Origin of the sequence: Metabacillus lacus (assembly GCF_009674805.1) — a bacterium.
Lineage (GTDB): Bacteria > Bacillota > Bacilli > Bacillales > Bacillaceae > Metabacillus_C > Metabacillus_C lacus.
Genome location: NZ_WKKI01000012.1, coordinates 37,111 through 50,082 on the forward strand (window position 1 = coordinate 37,111; position 12,972 = coordinate 50,082).

Consider the following 12,972-nt stretch of genomic DNA (forward strand, 5'->3'; position numbering starts at 1 on the left):
GGAATGCGCTCAACATTTATGGGATTGGAAACAGCAAAACGGGGTATGTTTGCTCAGCAAAGTGCCCTTTACACAACAGGGCATAACATTTCAAATGCGAATACAGAGGGCTACTCCCGTCAGCGCGTCAATTTCAGCGCAACAGATCCGTATCCGACTGCTTCTATTAACCGTCCGCAAATACCGGGCCAGATGGGCACGGGCGTGGAAGCGGGAAGCGTTCAGCGCATTCGTGAAAGCTTTCTGGATGTTCAATATCGAACAGAAAACAATAAGCTCGGCTATTGGGAATCCAAAGCTGCAGCTCTTACTAAAATGGAAGATATCATGAATGAACCGTCCAACTACGGCCTTTCAAAAACAATGGACCGCTTTTGGCAGTCGCTCCACGATCTGGCGCTGAATCCTTCCAAAGAAAATTCAGGTGCCCGTGCGGTTGTCCGTGAACGGGGAATTGCTGTTGCGGATACATTTCAGTATTTATCAGGTTCTCTCCAAAGCATTCAAAGAGATCTAAAAGAAGAAGTGAATATTACCGCTAAAACAATAGACTCGCTTGCAAGGCAGATTAACAACATCAACAGGCAGATTGCTGAAACAGAGCCGCATGGCTACCTGCCAAATGATTTGTACGATCAGCGCGATCTGCTTCTTGATCAATTGTCTTCCCTTGCAAATATTAAAATCACTACCGAAAAAAGCGGCGGAAATGCCCTCGCAATAGCAGAGGGTGCCTACACAATTGAACTTCTCAACGACAAGGGCCAGCCGCTTGCTGTTTTAGTTGATGGCAAAACGCTCCAGGCGAACAGTGTTGAAGTTGGCTACCATGAGAGCGGCTTTACAGAAAAAATAATCATTGGCGGCCAAGAAATCAATATTTCTGATTTTACGAGCACAGGAAAACTTCGCAGCCTGATTGATTCCTATGGCTACATGGACGGAGCCGAGGTAAAAGGCCTTTATCCGGAAATGCTCCATGAGCTTGATAAAATGGCGTTCGCTTTTGTTACTGAGTTTAATGCAGTGCATCAATCAGGCTATAACCTGAAGGATTTTGAAACAGATCCTCTTGTTAAAACGCCGGTAAACTTTTTCGCTGAATTAACTGACTACAAGGGTGCGGCAGGAAAAATCAGTCTTTCGAATGAGATAAAAAGCTCGCCAGATTATATTGCAGCGGCCTCAGCTCCTTATGTAGGAAATGGACAAAACGCAATAAGATTGGCTGAAGTGAAAAATTCTGTGATGACAATCGGCGGCAGAAGCACCTCTATTCAAAACTTTTACGAAAGCCTGATCGGCAAAATGGCTGTAGAAACTCAGGAAGCACAGCGACTGACAGGAAACAGCAGGTCGCTGCGTGATTCTGTTGAAAACAGACGTCAGTCTGTAAGTGCAGTGTCACTGGATGAAGAAATGACCAACATGATTCAATTTCAGCATGCGTATAACGCATCAGCCAGAATGATTTCGCTTCAAGATGAAATACTCAATACTATCATTAACGGACTTCGCGGAAGGTAGGTGACAGCAGATGCGCGTAACTCAAGGAATGCTGGCCGGCAACTCGCTGCGCCACCTCAGCAACAATTACAGCAAAATGGATAAATACATGGATCAACTGGCAACAAACAAGAAAATCACCAGACCGTCTGATGACCCTGTTGTTGCCATGAAGGGTATGTTCTACAGAACCAACCTGTCAGAAGTTGAGCAGTACAAACGAAATCTGTCAGAAGTGTATCAATGGATGGAAAACTCAGAGAGCGGCATTGAGCACAGCACACAGGTACTGCACCGTGTGCGAGAGCTTGTTGTGCAGGCTCAGAATGGGACAAACAGCCCTGAAGACTTGAACTCTATTAAGGTTGAGATCACTCAGCTCAAAGAAGACTTGGCGAATGTAGCAAACACAAAGGTTGCCGGCCGTTATATTTATAACGGTAATGACACGTCGAAGCCTCCTGTCACGCTGGGTAATCCTATTGGAGTTAGCATGGATACCGGTGACTTTACGGTGGAAGTTTCTAAGGGTGTACAATTAAAAGCCAATGTGAACCCGATTAACGCGTTTGGCGGAATTGTAGACGGAAAAAGCTTGTTTGCAACATTGGAGAGTTTAGAAACAGCATTGGGAAGCGGAAGCTTGGGGGACAGCAGCTACTTAGATCTTCTCGATCAGCACTTCTCTAACATGAGTGCAGAGCGATCTGACCTGGGTGCAAGGCATAACCGCCTGGACCTCATCAGTGACAGAGTCAACAGTCAGGAAATTATTGCAACACGAATTCTCTCAGACAATGAAGATGCAGATGTGGAGAGGGTTATTACAAACCTGAAAACACAGGAAAGTGTCTTAAGAGCATCACTGTCAGCCTCTGCGCGAATCATTCAGCCAACACTGATGGATTTTCTACGATAAAACTTTCAAGCTATCTTTTCCTAAGATAGCTTTTTTACTAGGAGGAGAAGTGAGTTGAACATTCCTTCAATACGGATTGAAAGCACAAGAGCACAGCTGGGAATGAAAACACTGCCACCACAGATGGAGCAGGAGCAGAGACCGGCGGATGTATCTATTCAGCAGCCATCTGCAGAGGTTACAATGGAAACAACCCCTTCCGTCCTGAACATTGATCAATCAAAAGCCCGCGAGGATATGGATTTAAAGTCTATTGGAAGGCGAATAGAGGAATTTGCACAGCGGGGTTACCAGGACTGGCTGCAGGGCATGGAGCGCCTGTCCATACAGGGAGATCAGCTGATGAAAATCGAAGGGGGAGGCAGCCCGATTGCTGATCAGGCGATTGAAAACAGCGGCTCACCTCAGTACGAGTTTAATATAGGATTTGTTCCTTCTCACGGCAGTGTACAGATTACCTATCAGCCTTCACAGCTGAAGATTGAAGTTAATCCAAGAAAGCCGATTATTGAAGTACAGCAAAATAAACCGCAGCTAGTTTATCAGGCGGGAAAAGTTCAGTTTGAGATGCTGCAGCATCCCCAACTGGAAATTGATTTCATAAATTATAAAGCATAGGAGGACTGTTATGCTGATACAGACGAAATATCATGGTGAATTAAATATTGAGGAACAAGAGGTACTGAGGTTTGAAACCGGCATACCTGGCTTTCTGGAAGAAAAAGCATTTGCGCTGCTGTCACTGGATGAAAATTTATGGATTCTTCAATCGATCACAACTCCGCAACTTGCATTTGTTGTCACGAATCCGTTTCTCTTTTTCAAGGGCTATGAATTTCAGCTTTCAGAGCAGGTGAAAGAGCTGTTAAATATACAAAGTGAAGAAGAGGTAAGTGTTCTCTCCATTTTGACAGTTGCGGAACACTTTCAAAATAGCACGGCCAACCTGCAGGCACCGATTATCGTAAATATGCGCACTAAGGATGCGAAACAGGTGATACTAACTGACACAAACTATCAAACAAAACATGTTCTTGCTGGATAAGGAGGGGAAAGCATGCTCGTATTAAGTAGGAAAATCAATGAAATTCTGCAAATTGGAGATGATATTGAAATTAAGATCCTCTCCATCAGCGGCGATTCAGTAAAGTTAGGAATAGATGCTCCAAAGCATATTGATATTCATAGAAAAGAAATCTATCTGTCCATTCAAGAAGAAAACAGCAAGGCAGCCAATCTTTCCCCGGACTTCCTGAAAAATTTACCAAACAACAAACTACAGCCTTAAACAAACGTTTGAGGTTTTTTTTATTTTTTCCATATAAAACTATAAAACTCCCTGAATCCATGACGATATAAAGAGTGTAGCAAGCAGGGGGAAGGCGGCCGACTTTCCCGCTGTTTGCAAAATCTAAAGCATTCACAAGGACGTGAATCGCTACACATATCAGGGAGGAAACAAAAAATGAGAATTAATCATAATATTGCTGCTTTGAACACTCACCGTCAGTTGAATAGTGCTAATGGTTCACAAATGAAATCAATGGAGAAGCTCTCTTCCGGACTTCGTATTAATCGTGCTGGTGATGACGCAGCTGGATTATCAATTTCAGAGAAAATGCGATCCCAAATCCGTGGTCTTGATCAGGCCAGTAAAAACTCTCAAGACGGTATTTCTCTAATCCAAACCGCAGAGGGAGGACTAAATGAAACACATGCTATCTTACAACGCATGAGAGAGCTTGCAGTACAGGGGGCAAATGGAACAAATGACTCTTCGAATGATTTAGCAGCTATAAAAGCAGAGTTAGATGAATTAACTTCTGAAATTGACCATATTGCAAGTTCAACTAATTTTAACGGTACTAACTTGTTGAATAATTCATCTGGTTCGGTAACTCTACAAATTGGTGCTAATAATCAATCATATGATCAACTAACGTTATCACTTTCTGATTTTCAGGCTGATGCTACAACTTTAGTCGGGGCTACAACAATCACTTTGGCATCTACATCAGATGCACAAGGTTTAATGGATACTCTTGATACAGCAATCAATACAGTTTCAACTGCACGTTCTAAGTTAGGTGCTTACCAAAACAGACTAGAGCACACTATAAATAATTTAAATACTTCATCAGAAAATCTAACCGCTGCAGAATCACGTATTCGTGATACTGATATGGCTAAAGAAATGATGGAACAAACTAAAAATTCTATATTAGCACAAGCTTCACAAGCAATGCTAGCTCAAGCTAATCAACAACCGCAAGGGGTATTACAATTACTACGTTAATATAAAAATTATTAACAATCCTATCTCCCATTTTGGAGATAGGTTATTTAAAAAAGGGGCCTTATTTAAGGGAGTAGGACCTTTTTTTAAGTAATTCTAAGTCATCTAAGTAGGAGTGTTACAATTGAGACCGACATTATCTATCTGTATGATCATTAAAAATGAAGAAGAGGTATTAACAAGGTGCCTAGAATCAATTAAAGGAATAGCAGATGAAATAATTATAGTTGATACAGGTTCTACAGATAGTAGTAAATTTATTGGAATAAAATATACCAACATGGTATTTGATTATAAATGGGAAGGTAATTTTTCTAATGCCCGTAACTTTGCAGCTTCAAAGGCAACAGGAGAATGGATATTAGCTCTCGATGCAGACGAATATGTTGATCGTGAAAGCCTGTTAAACTTCAAGGAAGAATTGAAGGAAAATCCACCAGAGGAAAATATTATTGCAGTCCAAATAGTTAATTTTTTAGGAACCAGTGGAAATAGTACATCATTAAATTATCATGAAAGACTTTATAAGAATGATGGTTCTATTATGTATTACAGAAATATTCATGAGCTATTAAAGCACAAAGATTCAAAGGAAAACAGAGGATTAGTAGAATTTCAAATTTTTCATACGGGTTATATGGGAAAAGTAGAAAAAGAAAAGGATAAATCTAAAAGGAATTTATCCATGTTAATTAATAAAAAGGATAAAGAACCGATTGATTATTACTTTATAGGTAATGAATACGATAAGTTAGGAGAACTAAACGAAGCAATCGATTATTATAAAAATGGTTTTGCTTTGAAAGATAACATTAATTCCTATTGGGTAAAGAAATTGTTAGTAAGACTTATAAATTCTCTTCAAAGAGCTAATAAAAATAATGAGGCATTAGAAATTGCTGAAACATGCGAAAAAATTTATAGTGACATAGTTGATTATAGATTTTTTAAAGCAAAGATTTACTATGAAAAAGGGGATTTTGGGTTTGCTAAAAGTATCTTTGAAGACATATTAATGAAAAAAGATGTCTTTATTGCAAATTCCAGTGGTGATTATCTAGAATTTCTACCCCATCTATATCTAGGTGAAATTTTTGAAAAGGATAATCAATTGCATTTGGCTGTTCAACATTATACTAAAGCGATTTCAATTAATGATTTAGACGATTATGTTTGGATGAGATTAATAAATTTATTAGGACAACATTCTACAAAGGATGATTTAGAAATCTTCATAAATAAAAATTGTTTGAACCGTAAGTCTATGAGTCAAGTAAGAATGGTTAAAATACTTTTGAGTGTTCCAAATTTAAATATACAAAAACTTACTAAGTCGATCGGGAATTCTGGACTGAGTAATAATGAACAAGAAGCCCTTTCTATTAAGTTACTTTTTATTGAGGGTGAATTTGAAGGAATTATGAAAATATTGGATGAAAAGAGTATCAATGAATTGAATAAGCTATTATCTATTGGGATATTTAATTTAGTAGATTTTATTTTATTAACGATTGTGACAAATAAGCCACATTTCAAAAGTTTCCTAAAAGATCTTAAATCTAAAAACTCTATAAATAATTTATTAAGTGTTTTATTTGGCAAAAGAAAAAAACTATCTTCCTTTGAGGAGGAGTTATTTATTGCTCTTTTAAAACAAGCTCATATTATTAGTAATAGTAAATTAATGATTAATTTAAATAAAAAAATAGACACTCTAAGTGTTAAAAGTAAGATTAGGTATAAAAAAGAAATGACCCAATACAAGTTAATAAAATAAATTAAAGTGAAAAATATTAATTTGTCAATACTATTTGGAGTTTGGGAGTGAATGGGACAAGAAATGAAAGTATTACAAAAGGTTGAAAGATATATCACTGAGAATAGGTTAGATGAAGCCCTTGAATTCATAAATAGGTTTCATTCTAGTTTTATAAATAACACTGAATATTTTAATCTAATGGGAGTAATCTACCTTAAACTTGAAAATTATAAAGCTGCTATTGAAAGTTTCGAAAAAAGCTTATTAATTGATAATGAAAATGCTGATGCTAGCTATAATCTTGCCTATTCATTTGAAAAATTAGGCTGTATTAATGATGCTAATAAATATTATGAATTGTCTTATCATTTTACAAAAGATGATAGTCTAATAGAAGAGTTAAGAGAAAGAAAAAAGCGGACATCCAAGAGTCCGAAAACAAGTGTAATAGCGCTTATGTATAATCATCTAGATACTACAAAAAAATGCTTTGAATACTTAGTGAAGTACACTGATTTAAAGGAAGTTGAAATAATTGCTGTTAATAATGGATCAGCGGATGGAACAAAGGACTGGTTAGAAGAACAAACTTATATTTCTAAAATAATACACTTAAAAGAAAATGTAGGCCTTACAAAAGGATATAATTTAGGAATTAAAGCTGCAACATGTAATGAAATTTTTCTTTTAGCTAATGATATCCTTTTAACTCCAAATTGGCTCGACAATCTTAGAGCTTGTTTATATCATGAGGAAAACGTTGGTGTTGTTTCACCGATTATGAATGTTGCAGCTTATCATCAAGATATTCCTGTACAATATAAAACTTTTGAAGAGATGGAAGAATTTGCATTAACCTATAACAAATCGAATCCTGAAAAATGGCAGTATCGTACAATGGTTGTGACTTGCTGTGCATTTGCTAAAAGGAGGGTTCTTGAAAAAATTGGATATTTTGACGAAAGGTATCCAGCTGCAGGTAGTTACTGTGATGTGGATTTGACACTTACTGCTACAGAAATGGGTTATAAAAATTATGTGTGCTATGATACCTTTGTTCATCATTACGGATCACAAACGATAAGTAAAGGGCTTGCCATTAATCTTAAATTAGGTAAAGGATTATTTAGAGAGAAAAAAGGATACTGTGGGGATGAAAACAGTGGAACAAACAGTTTAGTTCTTCAGCTAAGGCAGTTTATTCAAAATCAACCAGATAGTTTAATTGAAATTGGTACAGGTTTTGGTATAAGTTCATCCATCTTTAATTATAATTTCCCATATATACAATATGTTGGATATGAAAAAAATAGGACTGTAGCAGATATTGCTGGAAAATTTCTAGATATTAAATACGTAGATAATTATAAAAACATTCCATTAATAAAATATGATTATGTATTTTTAAACGGAATATTAATGGAAAAAAATTTAGATTTAAAAAGTTTAGAATATGCCCTAAGTCTAACTAATGATAGGGGATTTATATTTGGGTATTTTCAGAATAAAGACTTTATTGGTAATTTAAACGTTAATTACAAAAATACTTTCACTAATGAAGGAATAATAGAATTATTAATGAATCATGAATACAGTTCTTATGAAATTATACCTTGTAAGGTTTCTATAAAAGACCAAACTATTGAAGCAAAAGAAGTTTGTCAAAGACTAGCAGATGTAAGAAATATAAGCTATGAGTTATTACTTACGTCATCATTTTTGGTATTAGCCAATAAATAATAGGGGGAGAGAAAAAATGGAAACAGTTGGTTTAATACCTTGTGCTGGAAAAGGTACAAGGTTAGGTTTACCATTTTCAAAAGAAATGTATCCAGACGTTCATGGGAAAGAGTATAGGCCAATTATAATGCATACGATAGATGCTTTCAAATTAGCCGGAATAACAGAAATTATAGTAACCTTTAATCCTGACAAAAGAGATATTTTAAAATACTTGGGTAATGGTAAACAATTTGGTATTAACATTTCTTATTGTATGCATCCCACTCCAAAAAGTTTGCCAGAATCTCTAAATGAAGCATTTCATATAACTAAAAATAAAAGAGTTGTATTTGCCATGCCTGATACTATTATTACACCTAACAACTTCGTTTTACAGGCGCTTAACTTCCATGAAAAAGAAGGCGCTACTGTTACTTTGGGCTGTTTCAAGACAGACAATCCTACTAGTGTATCGGTAGTAGAGTTTAAAGAGAATGATAGTACAGTAGTAAATGTTATAGAAAAGCCAAAGGAAACTAACCTAAAGTTGATGTGGGGAATGATGGTGTGGGAGAATTCTTTTTCACATACACTTAATCATTTTTGTAATAATGAAACTCCAAGAGTGGGTGTAAAAGAGTTGTACCTTTCTGATGCTCTTGCACCCCATATTAGAAATTCAGAAATAAAAGGAATTAAATTAGAAAATGGAAATTATAGAGACCTAGGCACATTTCAAGAAATAACAAGGTGGGCAAATGTAAAGTACTTAGATTCAGTGTCTGTATGACACTGAATCTAAAAACTAGTAAAAAGCTTACCGAATTTTCAGTGCTACGAAACATATTAATGTGGAAATAACACTACTTTATTTTTGAAAGACTTAGCTGCTAAATGTCCCGAAACTGACAGATCAATGTCCATAATGTAGGGGAAGCAATCAATGTTTCCCAAATCATTTTATAAATCAACTTGACAACGTCTCATTATTCTTAAGGTAGAACCTTACATCATTTCGATCAGTGAGTTTATACGGCATGAAAGAGTCCTGCCATTTCCAAGATAGGTCATAATATTCCCCACATCGCATCTTATACCCAGCATTGTCTCTCCAAAATACAACCCAACAATCCCTTTCTTCATTGCAGTTCATTGCTTTCCAGATTTTTCATGAAAGCTCACCCTAGTGACTTGCTTAATCATATGATCATCAGTAATTCTTTTCGCCCATTTTGTGAGCCATAAAGTAGATAATGTGTGCAGAGTTATTTATGAGCCTTGCGGCATCACCAGAATACCTATGGATTCGTCGAGTGCCCTGGCTAAGAAGTTGATCAACTCCGCATAACAAAAATGCTTAGAAACATATTCTTACTGTGCTATATCCATTTATAGTATTTATGGTGTAGAAAATGCAATTAAACTAGTTTCTTAAGAGCGTTCTAATCCATGTGCAAAACAATCGGTTTAGAACACCGATTCAAAAACTTAACTACTTCTGGAGAAAATTTAACTGCTAAGTTTCGTGTGCGTGACTAGACATGAGACATACCGAAAGAAGTAACGAATCAAACTAGAAACTCAATCTTTCTCATGCTGCTCAAACGGTGCTTGCGCAAGCAAATCAGAAGTATTAATAGGGAACCTGTAAAATCAAAGCAGGAGTTCTTTTTTCATTCTCCTCTTAAATTTTCCTTACACAAGCCGATATATCTACTAGAGTAACTTAACTTATTTCATATTTAGGCGAGGATAATGAATGGACATTGACCGGCTTTCTACTCAAGCAGTTCCTACAACTCAAGAATCGCAGCAAACGACAGATGCAACAAAAAGAAAAGCACCAGAGCTGACTCCTTCTCCTGCGAGTGAACAACTTCACTACAAAGAAAAAATTATTGGCATCATCGACAGCTTGAACAAATTTCTAGTTCCTATGGATACTTTTGTGAAATTTGAGTTTCATGAAAAGTTAAATGAGTATTACGTCACATTGGTTGATCAACGGACCAACGAAGTAATCAGGGAGATTCCGTCAAAAAAGATGCTCGATATATACGCGTCTATGGCAGAGCTGATGGGAATTGCAATTGATAAAAGAATTTAAGGGGAGGGAACACTATGCGCATAGGCGGCCTTGCAAGCGGCATGGATGTCGATACAATGATCAAAAATCTAATGAAGGCTGAACGACTGCCATACAATAAGCTATCACAAAAGAAGCAGGTGCTGGAATGGCAACGCGATGATTATCGTCAGGTGAACACCTCTCTGAAGCAGCTTGATACTTTCCTATTCGACAACTTAGTCTTACAGGGCAGTACCATGACAAAGAAAACGTCAAGCACTGGGGAAAGTGTCGTAACCGCTACAGCTAATTCTTCTGCTGCCAATGTGTCCAGCAATATCAAAGTAGACCGTCTTGCTTCCTCAGCGACATGGGTGTCAGAAGGGAATGCTAAAAGCTTCGAAGCTAGAAACGGTGATCTTTCGCTGAAAGTGACCTCGGGATCTGGAGTTCTCAAGGACAAGGAAGTGACAGTGTCAATTTCAGCAACTGATACAGTGAAGGATATAGCTGCGAAGCTCAGCAATGACAAGGATCTAAATGTGTCAGTCATCTATGATGAAGTATCAGGCAAAATGTCAATCACAAGCAAGGATACAGGGCAAGCCGGCAGCATTGTGCTGGGAGATGAGGAAACAGTAAAGTTTTTTCAAACACTAGGTTTCTCTTTCTCTTCTGCGGCCCCTAATCAGGAGCTCACTGGCAAGACTGCCGGGACAGATGCTTTGTTTACCATTAATGGTTTGACCACAACAAGAAGTAGTAACACGTTTTCGATGAACAATGTGACATACACCTTAAAGGGAGAAGGCTCTTCCACTGTTTCTGTCAGCAACAACAATGACGCGCTTTTTGATAAAATTGTTCAGTTTGTTGGGAAATATAACGACACGATTGAGAGTTTGAATAAAAAAATCAATGAAGAGCGTTATAAGGGTTATCAGCCGCTTTCACAGGACGAACGAAATGAATTGAGCGAAAAGCAAATTGAGCAGTGGGAAGAAAAAGCGAAAAGCGGACTTCTTCGCAGAGACTCTTTAATCTCCAGCGGTCTTACAAGCATGCGAACACAGTTATATAACCCTGTCTCTATAAACAGTGAATTCAAACAGCTTTCAGCTATCGGCATAACGACAACTAGCAATTATCAAGAAAACGGCAAGTTGAAAATTGATGAAAACAAGCTGCGCGAAGCGATCGGAAAAGATCCCAATGCCGTGTTTCAGCTTTTCTCTGCTGACGGCGCCACTCCTGCTGAAAAAGGTTTGGCTCGCAGATTGAGAAATTCTATTAAAGACACTGTGGGGAAGATTGAAGAGAGAGCGGGCAATGCTACTAAAACCAATCAAAGCTTTGCAATCGGCAGAAACCTCATTAATCTTGATTCGCAGATGAACCGTTTTGAAAGCCGCCTGAAACAGGTTGAGGACCGATACTGGCGCCAATTTACCGCTATGGAAAAAGCGATTTCGAAATCCAATGATCAATATTCATTTCTGATGCAGCAGTTTTCCGGAAATTAACATACTAGGAGTGTCTATACTACATGGCCCTTAATAATCCATATCAAGCTTATCAGCAAAACTCTGTGAGCACCGCCTCTCCGGGAGAATTAACGCTGATGCTTTATAACGGCTGTCTGAAGTTTATCAAGCAGGCCAAGCTCGCTATTCAGCAGGAACAGATTGAAGAAAGAAATATCAACATCCTGAAAGCACAAAAAATTGTCCAGGAATTCATGGTTACCCTGGATATGAGTCAGGATATTTCAGAGAATATGATGAGCATGTACGACTACTGCCGTACCCGCCTGATTGAAGCCAATATTAAAAATGATGCTGCTATTCTGCAAGAGGTAGAAGAGCATATCACTGATTTTCGCGATGCGTGGAAGCAGGTTGTTCAGCTTCAGCGGCAGCAGCAATTTGGTCAGGGAGGGAGCGCCTGATATGGGTGTTGTCGAGAAACTTCACGATGCTACGTCTGCCCTTCTCGCTGTCCTTGACTCGGAATACGATAAGAGGGAAAGAGATCTTCATATAGATGAGATTGATATTTTGCTGGAAGAGCGGGATGCCTTGCTATTGCTGATGTCTCCTCCCTATTCACAGAAGGAAATGGATCTGGGTCAGGAGATTCTTGCCAACAGTGCACGCATTATGGATAAACTGAATGCGTTGCAAAGTAGCATTGGGCAGGATCTGGCTGATCTCAAGAAAACGAAAGTCACAACAGGTACCTATATCAATCCCTATCAATCTGCTTCATTTGACGGGATGTATTATGATAAACGAAAATAGGTGATCTCTTGCCGAATTTAACACCTGATCAATATTCCCTTCTTTCTTATTACTATCATTTGTTAAATACTGTCGAAGAGGGACTGGAATATGTCAGCGCAAGCTATGACCACTATAGTTACACAGAAGGCAGCAAAGTCTTTTCTGATATTTTGTCTGCTTTTTACCACATAGATTCCTCGCACTCTGTGATTCTGCTCATATCAGAAGCTTTTCCGGGTATTTCAGAAGAAATTCTCAAATTTGACGAAGTTATCTCTACTCTGGAAGAGTATGAGTCATCTCTTGTGGAGTACTCTTATCAGACAGCACTTGCAGCAAGGGGGCTTCTACCCGTTTTTCTGATTTGGAAAAAAGCTGTCCAGAACGTGATTGCTCCGATCATCACTCATTAACCCTGTC

At 37.9% G+C, this 12,972-nt stretch carries 14 protein-coding genes; all 14 read left to right on the plus strand.

Translation table 11 applies throughout. The annotated features are described in order from the left end of the window. The first annotated feature begins 3 nt into the window (after positions 1 to 3). The 14 genes from flgK (at position 4) to GJU40_RS08645 (ending at position 12,965) form a co-directional block, all read left to right on the plus strand. Positions 4 to 1,527: a flagellar hook-associated protein FlgK gene (gene flgK / locus GJU40_RS08580; RefSeq protein ID WP_154307325.1), complete on the plus strand. Its 1,524-nt coding sequence runs from the start codon at positions 4 to 6 to the stop codon at positions 1,525 to 1,527. 10 nt (positions 1,528 to 1,537) lie between these two features. After that, on the plus strand, positions 1,538 to 2,425 hold the full coding sequence (gene flgL / locus GJU40_RS08585; protein ID WP_154307326.1) for a flagellar hook-associated protein FlgL: 888 nt from the start codon (positions 1,538 to 1,540) through the stop codon (positions 2,423 to 2,425). A 54-nt stretch (positions 2,426 to 2,479) separates the two neighbouring features. Then, on the plus strand, positions 2,480 to 3,043 hold the full coding sequence (locus tag GJU40_RS08590) for a DUF6470 family protein (RefSeq protein WP_154307327.1): 564 nt from the start codon (positions 2,480 to 2,482) through the stop codon (positions 3,041 to 3,043). Between the two features lie 10 nt (positions 3,044 to 3,053). Next, on the plus strand, positions 3,054 to 3,470 hold the full coding sequence (gene fliW / locus GJU40_RS08595) for a flagellar assembly protein FliW (RefSeq protein ID WP_154307328.1): 417 nt from the start codon (positions 3,054 to 3,056) through the stop codon (positions 3,468 to 3,470). Between the two features lie 12 nt (positions 3,471 to 3,482). Next, entirely contained in the window at positions 3,483 to 3,713 is a 231-nt protein-coding gene (csrA, locus tag GJU40_RS08600) for a carbon storage regulator CsrA (protein WP_154307329.1), read from the plus strand. Positions 3,714 to 3,890: 177 nt separating this feature from the next. Next, on the plus strand, positions 3,891 to 4,721 hold the full coding sequence (locus GJU40_RS08605) for a flagellin N-terminal helical domain-containing protein (RefSeq protein WP_154307330.1): 831 nt from the start codon (positions 3,891 to 3,893) through the stop codon (positions 4,719 to 4,721). 124 nt (positions 4,722 to 4,845) lie between these two features. After that, a complete protein-coding gene (locus tag GJU40_RS08610) occupies positions 4,846 to 6,498 on the plus strand; it encodes a tetratricopeptide repeat-containing glycosyltransferase family 2 protein (RefSeq protein ID WP_154307331.1) in 1,653 nt (550 codons plus the stop codon). A gap of 51 nt (positions 6,499 to 6,549) precedes the next feature. Beyond that, positions 6,550 to 8,220: a glycosyltransferase family 2 protein gene (locus GJU40_RS08615; RefSeq protein WP_154307332.1), complete on the plus strand. Its 1,671-nt coding sequence runs from the start codon at positions 6,550 to 6,552 to the stop codon at positions 8,218 to 8,220. Between the two features lie 16 nt (positions 8,221 to 8,236). After that, the gene (locus GJU40_RS08620) at positions 8,237 to 8,992 is read left to right on the plus strand and encodes a sugar phosphate nucleotidyltransferase (protein ID WP_154307333.1); all 756 of its coding nucleotides are present in this window, start codon (positions 8,237 to 8,239) and stop codon (positions 8,990 to 8,992) included. A gap of 969 nt (positions 8,993 to 9,961) precedes the next feature. Further along, on the plus strand, positions 9,962 to 10,309 hold the full coding sequence (gene flaG, locus GJU40_RS08625) for a flagellar protein FlaG (RefSeq protein ID WP_154307334.1): 348 nt from the start codon (positions 9,962 to 9,964) through the stop codon (positions 10,307 to 10,309). Positions 10,310 to 10,323: 14 nt separating this feature from the next. Continuing rightward, positions 10,324 to 11,793: a flagellar hook-associated protein 2 gene (locus tag GJU40_RS08630; RefSeq protein WP_154307335.1), complete on the plus strand. Its 1,470-nt coding sequence runs from the start codon at positions 10,324 to 10,326 to the stop codon at positions 11,791 to 11,793. Positions 11,794 to 11,816: 23 nt separating this feature from the next. Then, positions 11,817 to 12,218, plus strand: a complete 402-nt coding sequence (fliS, locus tag GJU40_RS08635; RefSeq protein WP_154307336.1) for a flagellar export chaperone FliS — start codon at positions 11,817 to 11,819, stop codon at positions 12,216 to 12,218. A gap of 1 nt (position 12,219) precedes the next feature. Continuing rightward, on the plus strand, positions 12,220 to 12,570 hold the full coding sequence (gene fliT, locus GJU40_RS08640; protein WP_170289361.1) for a flagellar protein FliT: 351 nt from the start codon (positions 12,220 to 12,222) through the stop codon (positions 12,568 to 12,570). 8 nt (positions 12,571 to 12,578) lie between these two features. After that, entirely contained in the window at positions 12,579 to 12,965 is a 387-nt protein-coding gene (locus GJU40_RS08645; RefSeq protein WP_154307338.1) for a DUF8042 domain-containing protein, read from the plus strand. The last annotated feature ends 7 nt before the right edge of the window (positions 12,966 to 12,972 follow it).